Origin of the sequence: Binatus sp. (SeqCode) (assembly GCF_035272065.1) — a bacterium.
Classification (GTDB): Bacteria; Desulfobacterota; Binatia; order Binatales; family Binataceae; genus Binatus.
In genome coordinates this window covers 1-17,146 of record NZ_DATEQZ010000080.1, presented here as the reverse complement: position 1 = coordinate 17,146, position 17,146 = coordinate 1, and the positions used below count along the sequence as shown (strand labels likewise).

Below are 17,146 nucleotides of genomic sequence, written 5' to 3'. Positions count from 1 at the left end.
GCGCGTTCGTATGTAATGATCCTATTTGCTCCTGCGTTGGGCAAGCCGGTCAGTTTTTCCGGGCTCTTGCGTTCCCGATGCTCTCACCTCCTGGACGAATTCGCGCCGGCAAAGTTTCAGCGGCCGCGCCTGCCGGGCGAATTCATGGAATTTGAGTCAGCAATCCGCGAAGCTTACGATTGGCCTTGGCCGATAGCCAGGTGGCCGAGCCACGCCGTGAAGCACGGCGGCAGGCAGGCTCGACGGCCTTCTGAAGCAAGGCAGCTCCAGGAGTTCCATATGAATCTGCAAACGACAGGCGCGTTCGTTTTCCTCGACGGCATGAATGGAGCGGAGACTGCGCGATTCGCGCGCAAGGTGGAACGCCTTGGCTACTCCGTACTCTGGATCACAGAAGGAGCCGGGCGTGAGACATTCACTCACGCTGGCTTTCTGCTCCGCAGCACCGACTCTCTTGCGGTGGCCTCTGGCATCGCCAATGTCTTCATGCGCGAGCCGTCGGCAACGATTCGCGCCGGCCGAACGCTGGCTGAGCTGTTCGAGGGGCGGTACATCCTCGGACTGGGCGTCAGCGGCGAGGCCGGGAACATCTATCGCGGAATCCCATGGGAGAAGCCGTACACCTTCATGAGCGAGTACCTCAAGAAAATGCACCTGACACCTCATGCTGCGCCGGCGCCGAAGGAAGATCCGCCGATCCTGCTCGCAGCTATACTACCCAGGATGCTGCGGCTTGCCGCTGCGGAGACTCACGGCACGCACTCGTACTTCGTCCCGCCGGAACATACCGCGTGGGCCAGAAAACAGATCGGTCCGGACCGGTGGCTTTGCGCGGAGCAGGCCGTGATGCTGGAGACCGATGCGTTGAAAGCGCGGACGGTGGCGCGTAACTACATGAATATGTATCTGCGCCTGCCAGGTTCTGCCTACAAGAAGAACTTGCTGGCCTTCGGGTTTGAAGAGAGAGATTTTGGCGAGACGTTGAGCGACAGAGTGGTGGACGCGATCGTGGCGTGGGGGTCGGAGGACACAATACGCGAGCGAATCGCGGCGCACTACAGGGCCGGAGCGACACACGTTTGCATCCTCCCGCTACGGTCCGATGGGGCCTTCGTTCCGGACGAACGAGCGTTGGAGGCCCTGGCTCCGAAGTGAGCAATCAGCCGCCATCACGGGCTTGAGAAGCCGATAGACTGCGAGCGTCACGAGGGCGCGAATCAGCGGATCGGATGATGTCGAGAAGGGAGAGCTGGTGCCGGAAATGTTGACGCAGCCGCTGACCCGCGTCCGCCCCTGATTCGGCGCGCAAGGGCGGAGTTTGGATAATTTGCGCGCGCGGTGCTACTCACAATGCTACTCAGCATCGAGGGGAGCACACCGATGGACGCTCACGCTGAAATCTGCCGCGCGATCGATACCTATCGCGACCAAGCGGTCGCGCTCAGTCACGAAATCCATGAGCATCCCGAGCTCAAATTCGAGGAGCATTTCGCCGCCGGCCTGCTGAGCAAAGCCGCTACCGAATTGGGTCTCGAGGTCGAGCGCGAAGCCGGTGGACTCAAGACTGCGTTTCGCGCCGAGTTCGGCGCCAGGGGTCCCGCAGTCGCAATCCTCGCCGAATACGACGCGTTGCCCAATGGTCATTCATGCGGCCACAACCTGATCGCCGGCGCCGCGCTCAGCGCCGTCGCGGGTTTGAAGAGCATCGCGAGCCACCTGCCGGGGCGAGTCGTTTTTCTCGGCACCCCGGCCGAGGAAGGCGGCGGCGGAAAAATAATCCTGATCAATAACGGCGCGTTGCGGGGCGTCGATGCGGCCATGATGGCGCATCCCACCGACGCCGAATTCTGCACGATGCCCGCGCTCGCCACGCAGCATCTCAAGCTGACTTTTCATGGCCGCGGCGCGCACGCGGCGATGGCGCCGTGGGACGGTTCGAGCGCATTGGCCGCGGTGATCCAGACCTTTCAGAGCGTCGATGCGATGCGGCTGCACCTGCGCGACGGCTCGCGCGTCCACGGCATCATCACCGACGGCGGCCAGGCGGTTAATATCATCCCGGAGCGCACCGAGTGCCTGTTTTTAGCGCGCGCCAGGACCAGCCGCTACGCGATTGAAGTCGGCGCGCGGGTGATCAGATGCGCCGAGGGCGCCGCGATGGCGACCGAGACGCGCGTCGAGCACGTTGTCGAAGGCGGCTACAAGAATCTGATCAACAATCTCAGCATGGCGCATCGTTACGCCGCGCATAGCGAGGCGCTCGGCGCAAAATCTGTCGAGGCCCCGGCAAACACGCCCACCGGCAGCACCGACATGGGCGACGTCAGTCATGTGATGCCGGCGATTCATCCGTCGTTCGCGATCTCGCGCCACGGCGAGGGCAATTGCCACGAAGACGCGTTCGTCGCGCGCGCCGACTCAGAGCGCGGCTACGATGCGATGATTCGGGTGGCGAAGGCGATGGCGATGACCGCGTACGATTTGCTCGCGGAGCCTGAATTACTGGCCGCGGCAAAAAAGGAATTCGAAGCGCGCAAGGAGAGCTGAACCGGGCGAGCAACGAACCCGGCGCTAGTGGCAGCCGCATCCACCTCCGCCGCATCCACCCCCGCCGCATCCGCCGCCGTTCGCCGCGCCGGAATTGGCCATCGCGGCCGCGACTGCGGCGCCGCCGTCGCCATTGCTGCCGCGCGCCGCGAAGGTGGACAGCTCGCGCTTGAGCTTCGAGCCGTGACAGAGCGGGCACTGCGCGCCGCCGTCGCCGGGGCGCACGAACGCCTCGAACGAGCAGTCGCACTTGGTGCATCGGTATTCGTAGATCGGCATGTCTTTTTTCACTCTCTACTCGCCGGGTGGCTGGGCGTATTCAACCAGCACGCCGCGGGTGGCCTTGGGATGCAGGAAGCAGATCATTCCTGCCAGGCCGCGGCGCGGCTTCTGATCGATTAGCTGGATTCCTTTGGCGCGCGCCGCTTCGAGCTCACGCGCGACGTCGTCGGTCTGGAAGCATACGTGATGCAAACCGCCGCCGTGGCGCGCGAGGAACTTGCCCACGGCATTGCCGGCGTCGAGCGGCTCGAGCAGTTCGATCTCGCTGTCGCCGGCTTTGAGCAACGCGGCGCGGACGCCCTGCTCCTCAATCGTGGCGCTCGCGGTGAGATGCAGGCCAAGCGTGTCGCGCCAGAATCTTAAGCCCGCGTCGAGACTCGGCACGACGACGCCGACGTGATGAATCTTTTTGAGCATCGCCGCGCTAGTGCTGCCTATCGAGGCATAGCTTGCGCTGCGTTACGTCCCACTGCGTCTTCATCTCGGGCGAGCCCAGGGTAGGATGCTCGGCGCGCGTCTGCGCCAGCTTGCTGCACGCACCCTGGGTATTGCCTTGCTCGTTGTATATCACAGCGATGTTGTACTTCGCCTCGTACCACAGGATGTCGGACTCGGCCGCCGTGCTCTCGACGGTGGTCCACAGCGTCACCGCGTCCTTCCAGTTTTTCTTGGCTTGTGCGATACGGGCCAGTCCGGCGTTAGCATCGGGCGATGCCGGGTCGGCCTTCACGACCTCCTGATAAACCTTTTCCGCCTCTCCCTCATGGTCGGTAGCTTGCAGCGCTTGGCCGTAAATAGACAGCGTGCCGGTCAGATTTTTGACCGGGATTTTGCCCGACGCCACCATGTCTGCGAAAAATTTGTACGCGGTGGCGGTCAACATCGCGTTTTTCTTATATGCCGTCTGATTGTTGCTGGCCTTGGCTTCCTGTGCGGTCTTCCAGAAGTCGATTCCAAGTTCCTTGATGAAATCGCCCTTGGCGATGTTGCCCTTACTGCGTTCGACAATCGCGGCGACATCGCTGTTAACCTCGTCGTACCGGCCGAGATGGTCGAGCGCCGCGATGCGCCATTCGGCCACATCCTGGAACTTCGCGTTCATGCTCGGGTATTGCGATTCGTAGCCGGCAAGGAGCGTTGCGACCTGCGCGTAGTCGACCTTTTCCGGGTCGTCTTCCAGGATTCTGGCCAGCGTGTAGATCGCCTCGCCGCGAATCTCATGAACCGCTTTCTTGCGAGGTCCGGAAGCAGTGCTCTCCGCGGCGGGACCCATCTTGATTGCCTCGTTGAGGTTTTCGAGCGCCAGTTTTCTGACCGACTCGGTATCGATCTTGGGGCCCTTGTTATCCTTGGCGCTGGCGCCCTGGAGCTCCGCGTAGTAGCACTCCGCGGCCTTGAACTTGGCGGTGAAGGTGAATTCGGGGTCGCCCTTGACCTGGGAATACAACTGGGCGGCCTCGACGTATTTATTCTGCCGCTGCAGGCGATCGGCGAGCTGCACGCGCATCTCGGCGGCGTGCTCGCCATTGGGATCTTTCTGCACGTAGTCCTGCGCGTCTTTCACCCACTGATCTTCGAGCGCCGTATCCTTCGAACCGCCCTGCTCCCATCGGCTATGCGCGAGGCTGAACTTCACGTACGCAGCCCATTGCGCGTCGCCGCCGCCGCCCGACGCGATCTTGCTCAGCATCGCCTCGACCTGGTCGTAGCGCTTCTCCCGCAGATAGATGTCGATGGCGAACTTGTAGGCCTTGGGATATTTTCCGCTGGCGCCCGCCTCGGCATAGTACTTGGCCGCGTTGGCCTCATCCTTGCGCGAGAGCAGGACCGCGGCGAGCAACCATTTCTCGAACGGATCGCTCGAGTTGCCGAATTCCTCGACTACGTTGGTTGGAAACCTGGACGCCGCCGATACATCGACCGCCCATCCTTCCTTGTCGTTTTCCTTGGACTTCATCGCGTCGACGATCTGCTTGTGATAGGCGGCCTTCTTGGCGGGGTCGCTGGTGGCTCGTTCGGCGCTGAACAGGGTCTGCAACTGAAGCATGAACTGGCCGGACCCGGTTTGCGCGCCGCCACCAACCGGAAGCATCTTCGCGGCCTCGTCAGCCTTGCCCATCTTGGCGTAGGTCGTGGAGAGTCCCTCGCGCGACGCGGCGTATTGCTGCGTGCCGCTGCCGTCATCCATTATTTTCTTGAAGTCGGCGATCGCGTGGTCGTATTCGGCGTGATCGAACTTGCCCAACTCGCGTTCGCAGTAGGCGCGGCCGAGCGTATTTTCGCGTATCAGGTTGGGATCGGGCATCGCCAGCGTGCTGGCGGTGAAGCCGTCGATCGCCTCGTTGAGCAGTTTCTTCGATTGCTCGGCGTTGTCGTCGAACAGCGTGGTCGCAGCCGTGAACCGCAGCCAGGCAAGCGGATATGCGGCTTTCAATGCCAACTGTTCGGGTTGGTCGTAGTCGCATTGCCCGCCGTTGTCGATCTGCGCGATGCAATCGTCCTTTTTCTTCGAATAGACCGTGTTCATCCGATCGAGCATCGATTCGAGCTGGCGGTAGAGCGGTATCAGCGCGCCCTTGTCCACCTTGCCGCTCGACGTGAGCTTGGCGAAGGTTCCCTCGGCGTTGTCGAGGCGGGCGATCACCTGGTCGGCAGTCGAGGCGTTGGCCTCGGCGGAGGACATTTGGCCGGAGAGGCTCGCAAGCTCGCTCTCGAGCTGTCCGGAACTCTGCGCGCAGGCGAGGCCGGCGGTGAAGGCGAGCGTGAGAAATGCGGTTAGCATCACCATCAGGCGATGCGAAAAAATACGGTTCATTTTTCTCCCCAAAATACTGTTCCCCGGAAAATTGTCGCCTTAGATAAGAATAACGGCGCGATAACGTCAAGTGAGTCAGAATACTTGCGCAACCTCTGGGACGCTGGCAAGCGAACAAATTCGGGCGGTGCGGGCCGCGATCGATGGCGCGGCCTGCTGATTGCCGCGATCGATCAGGACGGCAGCCATCCCGATGGCCGCAGCCGGCGCGAAATCGAGATGCTCCGAGTCGCCGATATGCATCGCGCCGTGCGCCGCGGCGCCGGCGCGTGCCAGGGCGGTCTGGTACACCTCGCGCCGGGGCTTGGCATAGCCGGCTTCAGAGGAAATCGTGATCGAATCGAAGTAACGGGTCAGATCGAGGCCGTCGAGAATTCGATACAAGCGGTAGTCGAAGTTCGAGATCACGCCCAGTTTGAGTCCATCGTTCTTTAGACGTTGCAGCATCGGCGCCGCTTCACGATCCGCAATCCAATGATCGGGATCGGCGAAGTGGGCAAACAGCGCGTCGAAGTAAGCGTCGAAGTCGGAGAATGTGCCCATCGGTGCGAACGTTTCGCCCACGCGGCGACGCCACCATTCCCGCTCCAGGCGTCGCAGCTCGCCGGGCCCATGTCCGGGTCCGAAGGCCAGCGCGGGCGCCGCACCGAAGGCGCGGCGAAAACCGGCGGCGACGGCGTCCTCGGAGGCGTCGAGGCCGAATTGCCGCGCGAGGCGAGCGTAGGTGCGTCCGACGGGCTCGCGCGGTTCGAACAGCGTGCCGGCGGCGTCGAAGAATGCGGCAAGGATCATACGTGTTTTAATCGTACGCTCAGCGCGTAGCGATGGCGATCAGTCTGTCGGCGGTTTCGTCGTAGGGTGTCCCTTTCAACCGTCCGTACAATTCGACCTTGGCGAATCCCGCTTCGCGCAGTATGCTTTCCAACTCCGCGCCCGAGTAGAGGCGCAGCGTCAGCGTCGATTCACGCCGTTCGTCGCCGCGAATCCAGGTCCATTTGCTTTCGATTCGCTTCCAACCGTCGAGCAGGCGGCGCTCCTCGAGCACGATCGCATCGCCGCGCCTGCTCCAATCGCGCGCGCGAAATTTTGCGGCGAGGGTTTCCTTGCCGTTCACATCGAGCAGCAAGCGGCCGCCCGATTTGAGCGATGTGCACAGATTGCGCGCGACTTTAAGATCATCAGCAGGATCGTCGAAGTACCCGAACGCGGTGAAGAAGTTGATCGCGGCGTCGAAGGTGTCCGGCCGCACAAACTCACGCATGTCCGCTTCGACGAACGCGATGCTGAGTCGCTCGGTTGCGGCGATACTGCGAGCTTTGTCCAGGTAGGCACGCGTGCGGTCGACGCCGGTGACGTCGAATCCGCGCCGCGCGAATTCAAGCGAATGCCGTCCGGCTCCGCAGCAGAGATCGAGGATTTTCGCTCCGCTCTGGATCCCGAGCAGCCCGGTCATCCCATCGACTTCGACGCGAGCAAACTCGATTCGCTCGGGCGTGAACATGTAGCTCTGGAATGTTTCCCAGAACGCATCGTCATTGTACCAATCGCTCATTATCGTGCTGGCCCCTGCTATTGCAGGCCGTCCCAGACCTGGATCAGCACGCCGAATGCCGACTGCGGCGAGATGAAGTATTGGCGCTCGCCGCGCCAGTTGCGTCTTTCGTCCACCACCCGGACGCCGTCGCGTTTGAGCCGCTCGCAGGTGGCGTCGAAATCCTTGAGGTCGATCGAAATATGATGCATCCCCTCGCCGTAGCGCGCGATGAACTTGCCGACGAAGTCGTTCTGGACTTTGTGCGGCGGGCTCGCGATGAATTCGAGCTTGAAGCCGGCGACCTCGAGATGGCCAAGGGCGAAGTTGCCCGAGGAATTGCTGAGGTGAGGCTCGTGGGTAACTTTCGTGCCGGGAAAGTTGCGCATGAAAAAATCGTAGGCCGCGTTGATGTCCTTGACCGCGATCGAGACGTGATCGAAGTGGGCCAGCCCGTCGGGCGCCGGCTTGGGATGGGCCTGTTCCCAATTCGGGGTGTGCCAGAACTGGATCAGCGCGCCGAAGGCGGAGCGCGGCGAGATGAACGCGGTCGCAGCGCCTGAATCGTATTTTTGCTCGTCGACGACCCGCACGCCTGCGGCCTTGAGCCCGGCCACCATCGCATCCAGGTTGTCGGTCTCGATCGACAAATGATGCATCCCCTCGCCATGCTTGTCGATGAACTTGGTGACGAAGCCGGACTTGCCCGGGATGTCCTCGATCAGCTCGACCACGAATCCGCCAAGGTGGAAATCCTGCCAGTAGAACGACCCGCTGACCTGCTCGTCGATCATTTTCGCGGTGCGCAACTGGACTGGAAAATATTTCGCGAAGAATTCGTAGGCGCGGTCGATGGACTTCACCGCGATCGATACGTGATCGAACCTCATCCGAACATCGCCAGTCGCATCCATGCGCAAGCAATTCTCCCTTCGACAAAAATGTGCAAACAACGAAAGCCACGCGGTGCGGAGCAGCTGCGTTGTTTTATTCCGCCCCCGAACAATCTCCCGCCCTACTTAACGCGCGCGTCCGCGCCGGAAGCGCCACAGTAGCCGGATCGAGTTGCGCAGCACCAGCGGCCATGCGTTGGCGATTTTTCCGGCGTAAATGCGCAGCGATTGATCCACGCGCGACAATGCCGGCACGTCAAAGAAATTCGAGCCTCGCGTCAAGCCGCCCGTCGCGGGCCCGTACAACTACGTAGCCGCCGCCCTTGAACGGGCCTGCGTTGAAAATCCTGGTCGGACCGATTTGATCGGCGCCGGCAGATTCGTGAACGTGCCCCGAGATGCAAACTTCGGGCTTCACTTCCTCGATGAACTGGCGCGCCGCAGTGCTGCCGACCGGCTGGCCGCTCCGGATTCGATCGCATTTGGTGTCGAACGGAGGCGCATGACAAACCATCAGGAGCGGCCGCACGTCGCGCACGAAGTCATAACCGGCGCGCAGCGTCGCATAGATTTCGTCTTCGCTGAGCTCGGTCGGCGTGCCGAATGGCGTGACATTCGAGCCGCCGCATCCGAAGATCCCCACTCCTCCCTTGACGAGCCCCTTGCCATGCAGCGCGACGCCGGCGTGTTCGAGGAACGGGATCACCTCGCGCCGGTCGAGATTGCCCGACAGCGCGAGCACGGCGGGACATGCGCGGCGGACGTCGGCGAGGACCTTGCGCGCGTCGTCGGCGCCGCCGAAGTTGGTGAGATCGCCGGACAGGATTATCAAGTCGCAATCGCGCATCACCTCGCCCATCCGGTCCAGATTGCGGGTCGCCATGTGAACGTCGCCGAAGGAAATTATTTTCATCGGAGGAATACACTTAATTGTAGTGAAACCCACCGTGGGTTTCACGCTTCCTTGGGCAGGGGCCAGCCCCTGCACCCTAGTAATGAGAAAGATGCGGGCTTCGCCCTGTTAGAAGGGTGAAGGCGAAGAGGTGCGAGGCTGGCTCCGGCGGTTTCGCATTCCTTAGAGGCTACGATTAAATGAAAAGATGGCTTCGCGGGAGAAATTCGCGTTCGTGCTGTTCAGGCCGCAATCGGCCGGCAATATCGGCGCGGCGGCGCGAGCGCTCAAGAACATGGGCTTCGACGATCTTCGCCTGGTCGCACCCGGCACGTTGAAGAGTCGCGAGGCGGCCGCGATGGCGGTGCATGCCGATGACGTCCTGGCGCGCGCGACGGTCTATCCCGATCTGGCGGCTGCGCTGGCGGATTGCTCGGTCGCGGTCGGCACGACCGGCCGCCGCGGCGGCTATCGCAGCCGGGCGTATCCGCTGCGCGCGGCGGCGGCGGAACTCGACGCCATTGCCGGCTCGAACAAAATCGCGATCGTCTTCGGCCGCGAAGATCGCGGGCTGACTAATCGCGAGCTCAAGCTCTGTAATCGGTTGATCACAATCCCAACCGCACCCGAATATCCGTCGCTCAACCTGGCGCAGGCGGTGGTAGTCGTCGCGTACGAGCTGATGATGGCGGCGGAAATCGAAGCCGCCCGCGCGCCGCATTTCGTCGCCGCGGCGATCAGCGACCCGATGCTGGCGCGGATGGAGGAGGCGCTGGTCTCGATCGGTTTTATTCCCGACGACAACCCGGACCATATCATGTTCGCGATCCGCGAGATTCTCGGACGGAGTGGATTGACGGCGCGCGAGGTCGAGATTCTCAACGGCATGGCGCGCCAGATGCGATGGGTCGCCGAGGGTGGGCATCGGACGCTCGCGGAGAAGCGGCGCGCGGGCAAGAAATTAAGGTGACTCTCTCGTGGTTTCCACGCGCGGCCGCGATAAGCGATAATCGCGATAGCTCGCGCGCAGCGTGAAGCATCAATGGCCGAGATAATCGATTTTGCGGAGATCCAGGCGGCGCGGCGCAAAGCCCGCGTGCCAGCGCCCGAGCGCGAAAACCTGGAGCGCGCGGTGCAACTGATGCGCGAGAATCTGGCCGCCGTCGCCGCCGAGCTGGCCGACGCGCCGCGCGGCGAGCAGGGCGAACTGTTGACGCGGGTCGAACGGCTGGTGGCGCTGATTCGCTACGGAATGCGAATGCTCGGCGAGACGACCGACGCTGGACTGGACGGGCCGGCCTCGATTCGGTCGCGATAGGCAGCGGCCGGCGCACGATCCCAACCGATGGACGAAGGACTGACTCTGAGAATCACCGGCGTCGAGCCGGGCGACGAGATCGCGGGCGCCCGCAGGGTGACGATCGCGACGACGCGCGGCTCGATTGCGCTGGTGCTGCATTCGGCGCCGGAGAAGGGGCGCGCGGTGCTATGCGTCAGCGGCGCGATCGGCGGATTCGACGGTCCCTCGATGCTGTATCCGCGCCTCGGGCTGGAGATGCCCAGGCGCGGGCTCACGATTGCGCGGCTGGATTATCGTGCGCCCAGCGAGTTCGGCGAATGCCTGGTCGATGCGATGGCGGCGCTGACGTTCCTGGGCGGGATTGGCCACGAGCGCATCGCACTTATGGGGCATTCGTTTGGCGGCGCGGTCGCGATCAACGCGGGAACGCTCAGCCCAATCGTCACCACCGTGATCGCGCTGTCGAGTCAGCTCGCGGGCGCGCACGTGGCGGGCGAGCTGGCGCCCAAGCCGCTCCTGCTGATTCATGGCGGGGCGGACACGATTCTTTCGCACGAAAGTTCGCAGGCACTTTACGATCGCGCCGGCGAGCCCAAGACGCTCAAGATTTTACCCGGCGTCGGACACGGATTGGCGCACGGCGAAGTGTTCGAACTGGTTAGCGACTGGCTATTGCAAAAGACCTGAAACCTGAAGCGGCTGTTCACTCGAACAACAACTTCACTATACAATCGAAAAATGGCCAGCGGACAACGAATCGCGGTGGTGGGTGCAACGGGCGCGGTCGGTCAGACCACGCTCAAAATTCTCGAGCAGCGCAAGTTCCCGATTCGCGAGCTGCGCGCGTATGCGTCGGAGCGATCGGCGGGAAAGACCGTGACGTTCGCGGGCGAGTCGATAACGGTGGGGCGGCTCGACGCCGACTCGTTCAAGGGAATTGACATCGCGCTGTTCTCGGCGGGCTCGGCGCAGTCGCGCGAGTTCGCACCGATCGCGGTCAAGGCGGGCGCGATCGTCGTGGACAAGTCGAGCGCATTTCGAATGGACCCGGACGTTCCGCTGGTGGTGCCCGAGATCAACCCCGCCGCCGCGCGTCGTCACAAGGGCATCGTGGCGTGTCCAAATTGCACGACGATCGTCACCGTGATGCCGCTCAAGCCGATCCATGACCTGGGGCGTCTCAGGCGCGTCGTGGCAACGAGTTTCCAGGCGGTATCCGGCGCGGGCGTCAATGGCGTCGCGGAGCTGCGCGAGCAGACGATGGCGTGGTCGAAGGGCGAGGCAATCAAGGCGAAATTTTTTCAGCATCAGATTGCGTTCAACCTGATTCCGCATATCGACAAATTTGTCGAGGGCGGATACACGGGCGAGGAAATCAAGCTGGTCAACGAGATCAGGAAGATCCTCGAGCAGCCGGAATTGTTGATTTCGCCGACCACGGTGCGGGTGCCGGTGTTCACGGCGCATTCGATTTCCGTCAACGCGGAGACCGAGACGAAAGTCGCAGCGGCCGACGCGCGCGAGGCATTTGCGCGCTTCCCGGGGATTCGGCTGTTCGACGATCCCGCGCACAATCGCTACCCGATGCCGATCATCGTCGAGGGACAGGACGACTGCTTCGTCGGGCGAATCCGCGAAGACCTGAGCTGCCCGAACGCGCTGAACTTCTGGGTGGTGGGCGACCAGTTGCGCAAGGGCGCGGCGCTCAACGGCGTTCAGATCGCGGAACTGCTTGTCGGCGGCCGCTAGTTACTCCGCTACGAAAGTCACCAGGCCGGTCGGCAGCGGGTTGTTCACCGTGTGACCCGTTCGCGGCGCGCTCAGCAGCCCCTGAAGATCGACGATGGCCAGGTAGCTGAAGTCGGCATTCTCCAACACAGCGTATGCTTTATTGCTGTTGGGGCTGACATAAGCCGTCACCGTATGTGGATCGTAACCCTCCGACCAACCTTCCTCGGGGGCCGGGGGGCTGGGCACGGTGAACGCCACGTAGTCGACAAAGGCGGGCGTTCCGCTCCCCGAAGTGGCCGGCAGCTCGACGACGCCCTCCAGGCTGCCGCCATACTCACCGGTCACAATGGCAAGGTGCGTGCCGGGTGCGACAGCAATCCCGCAGGTGCCGGCGGCGAGGCTGTCAAACTCGGGAAAGTTCACAAGCTGGCTGCCTGTGTCGGTCCAAGTGCCGGGCGTTCCGGGCGTGAATACCGCCTGAGTCAGATCGGCGATGAAGAGATCGCCGGTAAATTCAATGGTGGACAGCGCGATGCCGGTGGTGCAGTCTTCGCCTGCTGAGTCGAACTCCCCGTCCTCAAGTTGATTGTTGAACAGCGCCGGCGTCGCGGTGGTGATGTTAACGAGCTGGTAATTCGATGCCTCATTTGGCGACAACACCAGGTGGCGGACGGGGTCGATCGAAATGTCTTCTGAAGTATCCCCTCCGGCAGGAATCGGTGTTTCGAAGGTGGGAGTGCCGCCAAGGTCGAGGAATTGGTAAGCACCTGTCGATGAGTCGTCGACTGCCAAGCCAATCGAGATCAATGCCTTGTTGGTTGACGAATCCACCACCACGCCGCAGTTTTCGCAGGTGCCGCCCGTGAAACCTTCGGTGGAGGTCGCGCCACTGGTCAACGTGCTGGTAAGGGTCGTGCCGTTAATGAGGTAAACGTCGGTGTTGTTGCCGACGCATACCGTCTCGCCGGTCGTGGAGTTTGAGGAGCAGGAGTTTGGGACGTTCCCGGTCGTAATTGAAGTCGGCGCACCACCGGTGCCAATGCCACTCTTGGTTTCAATCGGTACGACCTTAACACTGGGGGATCCAGCACCGCAGCCCCCGTCCTGCCAGCATCCCTGTGGAAGATAGGCAGTGGCGTTCTTGCCCTGGACCAGTATCCCTATGGAACTGGACGGCAAGCACGCATTGGGGGCAGGCGTAGGCGAAGAACTGGGTTGGGCGTGACCAGAACACCCGCCGCACGGATCGCATCCCGCCGCGCCGAGAGACAGCCCTGCGACCACCAGTAACAGTCCAATAGCCAGCCCCGCCCATCGAGAAGTCATAGTCGATCTCCTATGCATTTCATCCGCAAAATCCGCAGTCCGGCCGTGCGAATTTAGTTCCCCCAAAAGGCCCCTGCATGTTGCGGCAACATAGACAAATGCAAGGCGAGTAGCAAGTGAACTGGCAGGCGCCTGACCGATTGGTTCGTCGATTGACAACGCCCGCGCTCGCATATTACCGTCAGCCAACTGTTAGCGATTGCAGCTTTATCGTCGTCGCAGGATTTTTCACCAGCTCCCACAAGCACTGATGGCGTTGCGGCTCTCGACGGGCGGGAGAAGCACGACGAAGTGGCAACACAACGAATACTGATCGTCGGCTTGGGGGGACTCGGCGTTCCCGCATTGTGGGCACTGGCGCGCGCCGGCGCGCAGCGGCTGACGCTGATCGATCCCGACCCCGTCGAACTGTCGAATCTCGCTCGCCAGGTGATCTATCGAAGCCGGGATACCGGCACGCCGAAGGTTGAAGCGGCGGCGCGGTGGTTCGCCGAGCGGTTCCCCGAGGTCAACGTTGAACGGCATCCGATTGCGCTCGAAGCGTCCAACGCGGCGCCTCTGGTGGCAGTACACGACTTTGTAATCGACGCGACTGACAGCCCGGCCGCGAAATTTTTGATCAACGACACGTGTATCGCCGCGCGGACGCCGTTCGTCTATGGCGGTGTAGTCGGGATGACCGGGCAGGCGATGACGGTAATTCCGGGCGAGACGGCGTGCATCCGATGCGTGTTCGAGACTCCGCCTGATGACAACGAAACCCAGAGTTGTCGCGAGGCGGGGATCGTCGGTCCCGTCGCGGGCGCGATCGGCGAACTGCAGGCGGCGGAGGCGATGCGCGCCTTGCGTGCGCAAACGCTCTTGCTCTCAGGAAAAATTCTCACCTACGACGCGTCCGACCCGGCCCGGGTGCGGATTGCGGCGGTTAGTCCGCGCCCCGGGTGCGGCTGCGGCGCGTGGAAGCCGCAAAGTAGCGATGCGCGCGGCCGGCGCGAGTCGCAATCGCCGGGCAAGTAACGGAATCGCGATGACCCTGACTGACGCGCAAATCGAACGCTACAGCCGCCAGATAATCGTGCCGCGCGTCGGCGGCCGCGGCCAGGAACGTTTGCTTGCCGCACGGATGCTGCTGGCGGGCGATGCGCGCGATATCGAAGCGCCGCTCGCCTACCTGGTTGGCGCTGGAGTCGGAGCGATCGGCGTTCGACTACCCGGGGACCAAGACGGATTCACTGAAAAGATCGCTGCGGCATGCGAACTGAACGCCGACGCATCTGTCACCGTCGCGGATGAGTCGAAAGACCGCGTCGATTTGGCGCTCTTGATCGTTGGGAGTGACGCGGCGCTCAAAGTTGCAGATGAATTCGTGAGCGATCGCGACGTGCGAGCGTGGGTGGTCGCGCGCCTGGACACGCCGGGAATAATCGCCGTCATCCCCGCTGGCTCGCCCAGCCCGCCAGCCGTCGATGCGTCGATGCGTCCGGGAGTGGGCAACCGCTCGGAAGCTGCGGATTTTATCGCGATGCTCGCGACGGCGGAGGCGTTCAAGCTGATCGCTGGATACGCGGAAAATCCATCGCGGGCGACCATCGAGTTCGACGGTTATCAAACCAGGGTTCGCCTTCATCCGTGATGCACAAGCTCTGGATGTTCGATTTCGACAACACGATCGCGCGGCTCGAGCCCGAGGTCGATTGGGCCGGCGGCCGGCTCATGCTCGAACCCTACCTGCGCTCCATCGGCGCGCCTGACCAACTGTTCGCACGAATCCCGCGCGGCAATCTGCCGCTCTACGACGCCTACCGCACGCTCATGCTCGCGCAGACCGGCCAACCCCGGGTCACGGAAGGACTGCGCCGCGCTTCGGAGATAATCGAGAAAATCGAGCTGGCAGGAGTCGATCGCGCGCAACCACTGGAAGGAGCGATCGAAGCGCTCGCGGCGCTGAAAAAAACGGGCGCCGCCGTCGCGATCGTGACCTCCAACTCGTCGAGAACGGTCGAGCGCTGGTTCGACCGGAACCGCGGCGCCTCCGTCGACGCAATCGTCGGACGCGACACGATGCTCGGACTCAAGCCGGCGCCCGACATGCTGATTCGCGCACTCGAATTGTTTTCCGTCGATCGATCGCAGGCTGCGTTTGTCGGCGACAGCGAAGCCGACCTGCTGGCCGCGCAAAGTTGTGGCGTGCGGTTTTATGGAATCGCGGCCACCGATGTCGCGCGCGATCGGTTGCTCGCGGCAGGCGCCGCAGAAATCTTCGGCTCGCCGGCGGCGCTCGCGATTCACCTGAACCTGCCGGCTGCGCGCGCCTGAACAGGGCAATCGGCGCCCAACTCCAGGACCACCGGCAGCCTTGTTTCTTTCGATAAGATTAAGTAATTTTCAAGGTTCACCAAGTAATCTAATTCTTAAGGGAGCATCAGTTTTTGCCGATGAATCAAGGTTTTACCTTGTGGTTTACAGGCCTGTCCGGGGCGGGGAAATCCACGCTTGCGAATCTGGCTGCCGAAGAATTGCGCAAGCGGGCGCATCGCGTAGAAATCCTCGACGGTGACGAAGTCCGCACCAATCTTTCCAAGGGACTTGGCTTTTCCAAAGAAGATCGCGACATCAACATCCGGCGCATCGGGTATGTGTGCCATCTGCTGGCGCGCAACGGGGTGATCGCGATTTCAGCGGCGATTTCGCCCTACCGCGAGATTCGCGACGAGGTGCGGCGCAATCATGAGCGCTTCTTCGAAGTCTATGTCCGCTGCACGATCGACAAACTCGTCGAGCGCGACGTGAAAGGGCTTTACAAAAAGGCGCTGGCCGGCGAGATCAAATCTTTCACTGGCGTCTCGGACCCCTACGAAGAGCCGCTGAAGCCCGAACTCGTCGTCGATAGCGGCACCGAAACCGTCGCGCAGAGCCTGGCCAAGTTGCTCGCGCGGCTCGAGGAACTGAACTACATCGGCAATGGAGCACGGCGATGAGCGTGCGCGACGACGCAATCGCGGCTCATGGCGGCGGCGAGCTGGTCGATCTGAAAGCGCCGGTCTCCGAGCGCGCTGCGCTGGCGGCGCACGGCGCGAAACTCGCGGCCGTTACGCTCAACGCGCGCGACCTGGCCGATCTCGAGATGCTCGCGTCGGGCGCGTTCTCTCCCCTGACCGGCTTCATGGGCGAGGCGGACTACATTCGCTCGCGCGACGAGATGCGGCTTGCGTCGGGAGTGCCGTGGTCGATTCCAATCACGCTCGGCGTCGATGAAACGACCGCGAAATCACTGAAAGCCGGACAGGATATCGCGCTCGCGACCGAAGACGGCCGGCGGCTGGCGATTCTGAAGCTTGCGGAAATTTACCAAGTCGATCGCAAAAGCGAAGCGCAAAACGTGTTCGGCACCGCCGAGGACGCGCATCCGGGGGCGAAGAACGTCACCTCGATGCCGCCGTACTGCCTCGCGGGCCAGGTCACGCTGATCGAAGACATACCGGGGCGCACGTTCCTGGAATTTCCGCGCGAGCCGCGGCAGACGCGCGCTGCGTTTCGCGAGCGCGGCTGGAAAAAGATCGTCGCGTTCCAGACGCGCAACCCGACCCATCGCGCGCACGAGTATATCCAGAAAGCCGCGCTCGAAATTTGCGACGGCTTGATGATTCACCCGCTGGTGGGAGAGACCAAGGGCGACGACGTGCCGGCCGTGGTCAGGATGGAAACCTACAAGGTGCTGCTCGACGCCTACTACCCGAAAGACCGCGCGATGATCGGCGTGTTCCCGGCGCACATGCGCTACGGCGGACCGCGCGAGGCCATTCTGCACGCGATTATCCGGCGCAACTAC

Annotated in this window: 20 protein-coding genes; 11 read left to right on the top strand and 9 right to left on the bottom strand. The window is 62.5% G+C overall.

The features are described 5' to 3' along the window. Positions 1-279 precede the first annotated feature (279 nt). Positions 280-1,155, top strand: a complete 876-nt coding sequence (locus VJX68_RS14850; RefSeq protein WP_324096493.1) for a TIGR03620 family F420-dependent LLM class oxidoreductase — start codon at positions 280-282, stop codon at positions 1,153-1,155. 225 nt (positions 1,156-1,380) lie between these two features. Further along, complete coding sequence (locus VJX68_RS14845; protein ID WP_324096492.1) at positions 1,381-2,547, top strand: M20 family metallopeptidase; 1,167 nt, start codon at positions 1,381-1,383, stop codon at positions 2,545-2,547. Positions 2,548-2,571: 24 nt separating this feature from the next. Here VJX68_RS14845 and VJX68_RS14840 read toward each other — a convergent pair whose 3' ends face one another. The 8 genes from VJX68_RS14840 to VJX68_RS14805 all read right to left on the bottom strand — a co-directional run bounded on the left by VJX68_RS14840 (position 2,572) and on the right by VJX68_RS14805 (position 8,981). Continuing rightward, positions 2,572-2,826, bottom strand: coding sequence for an FmdB family zinc ribbon protein (locus VJX68_RS14840; protein ID WP_324096491.1), 255 nt, complete (start codon positions 2,824-2,826; stop codon positions 2,572-2,574). A gap of 15 nt (positions 2,827-2,841) precedes the next feature. Continuing rightward, the gene (gene mce / locus VJX68_RS14835) at positions 2,842-3,246 is read right to left on the bottom strand and encodes a methylmalonyl-CoA epimerase (RefSeq protein ID WP_324096490.1); all 405 of its coding nucleotides are present in this window, start codon (positions 3,244-3,246) and stop codon (positions 2,842-2,844) included. Between the two features lie 7 nt (positions 3,247-3,253). After that, positions 3,254-5,644: a tetratricopeptide repeat protein gene (locus tag VJX68_RS14830; RefSeq protein ID WP_324096489.1), complete on the bottom strand. Its 2,391-nt coding sequence runs from the start codon at positions 5,642-5,644 to the stop codon at positions 3,254-3,256. A gap of 75 nt (positions 5,645-5,719) precedes the next feature. Then, the gene (locus tag VJX68_RS14825; protein WP_324096488.1) at positions 5,720-6,436 is read right to left on the bottom strand and encodes an HAD-IA family hydrolase; all 717 of its coding nucleotides are present in this window, start codon (positions 6,434-6,436) and stop codon (positions 5,720-5,722) included. 19 nt (positions 6,437-6,455) lie between these two features. Further along, positions 6,456-7,196: a class I SAM-dependent methyltransferase gene (locus VJX68_RS14820; protein WP_324096487.1), complete on the bottom strand. Its 741-nt coding sequence runs from the start codon at positions 7,194-7,196 to the stop codon at positions 6,456-6,458. Between the two features lie 17 nt (positions 7,197-7,213). Then, positions 7,214-8,089 (bottom strand): VOC family protein, encoded by an 876-nt coding sequence (locus VJX68_RS14815; RefSeq protein ID WP_324096486.1) that lies wholly within the window; start codon positions 8,087-8,089, stop codon positions 7,214-7,216. Positions 8,090-8,194: 105 nt separating this feature from the next. Continuing rightward, entirely contained in the window at positions 8,195-8,323 is a 129-nt protein-coding gene (locus tag VJX68_RS14810; RefSeq protein WP_324096485.1) for a hypothetical protein, read from the bottom strand. Between the two features lies 1 nt (position 8,324). Then, on the bottom strand, positions 8,325-8,981 hold the full coding sequence (locus VJX68_RS14805; RefSeq protein WP_324096484.1) for a metallophosphoesterase: 657 nt from the start codon (positions 8,979-8,981) through the stop codon (positions 8,325-8,327). Positions 8,982-9,168: 187 nt separating this feature from the next. Between VJX68_RS14805 and VJX68_RS14800 the strand changes: the two genes are divergently transcribed. From VJX68_RS14800 to VJX68_RS14785, 4 genes are all read left to right on the top strand, one after another. Beyond that, positions 9,169-9,930: an RNA methyltransferase gene (locus tag VJX68_RS14800; protein WP_324096483.1), complete on the top strand. Its 762-nt coding sequence runs from the start codon at positions 9,169-9,171 to the stop codon at positions 9,928-9,930. 72 nt (positions 9,931-10,002) lie between these two features. Continuing rightward, positions 10,003-10,278, top strand: a complete 276-nt coding sequence (locus VJX68_RS14795; RefSeq protein WP_324096482.1) for a hypothetical protein — start codon at positions 10,003-10,005, stop codon at positions 10,276-10,278. Positions 10,279-10,305: 27 nt separating this feature from the next. Then, positions 10,306-10,947: an alpha/beta hydrolase gene (locus VJX68_RS14790; protein ID WP_324096481.1), complete on the top strand. Its 642-nt coding sequence runs from the start codon at positions 10,306-10,308 to the stop codon at positions 10,945-10,947. 51 nt (positions 10,948-10,998) lie between these two features. Beyond that, on the top strand, positions 10,999-12,009 hold the full coding sequence (locus tag VJX68_RS14785) for an aspartate-semialdehyde dehydrogenase (protein WP_324096480.1): 1,011 nt from the start codon (positions 10,999-11,001) through the stop codon (positions 12,007-12,009). On the opposite strand, the gene VJX68_RS14780 is transcribed toward VJX68_RS14785, so the two are convergent. Continuing rightward, on the bottom strand, positions 12,010-13,170 hold the full coding sequence (locus tag VJX68_RS14780; protein ID WP_324096479.1) for a hypothetical protein: 1,161 nt from the start codon (positions 13,168-13,170) through the stop codon (positions 12,010-12,012). Between the two features lie 321 nt (positions 13,171-13,491). Here VJX68_RS14780 and VJX68_RS14775 point away from each other — a divergent pair, with 321 nt between their 5' ends. The 5 genes from VJX68_RS14775 to sat all read left to right on the top strand — a co-directional run. Then, the gene (locus VJX68_RS14775; protein WP_324096553.1) at positions 13,492-14,334 is read left to right on the top strand and encodes a HesA/MoeB/ThiF family protein; all 843 of its coding nucleotides are present in this window, start codon (positions 13,492-13,494) and stop codon (positions 14,332-14,334) included. 10 nt (positions 14,335-14,344) lie between these two features. After that, positions 14,345-14,950, top strand: coding sequence for a hypothetical protein (locus VJX68_RS14770; RefSeq protein ID WP_324096478.1), 606 nt, complete (start codon positions 14,345-14,347; stop codon positions 14,948-14,950). Continuing rightward, entirely contained in the window at positions 14,950-15,633 is a 684-nt protein-coding gene (locus tag VJX68_RS14765) for an HAD family hydrolase (RefSeq protein WP_324096477.1), read from the top strand. The genes VJX68_RS14770 and VJX68_RS14765 overlap by 1 nt, the downstream gene beginning before the upstream one ends. Positions 15,634-15,746: 113 nt before the next feature. Further along, on the top strand, positions 15,747-16,295 hold the full coding sequence (gene cysC / locus VJX68_RS14760) for an adenylyl-sulfate kinase (RefSeq protein WP_324096476.1): 549 nt from the start codon (positions 15,747-15,749) through the stop codon (positions 16,293-16,295). Next, positions 16,292-17,146: hypothetical protein (gene sat / locus VJX68_RS14755; protein WP_332843437.1), on the top strand; the 855-nt coding region annotated here is incomplete at its 3' end. The genes cysC and sat, both read left to right, overlap by 4 nt.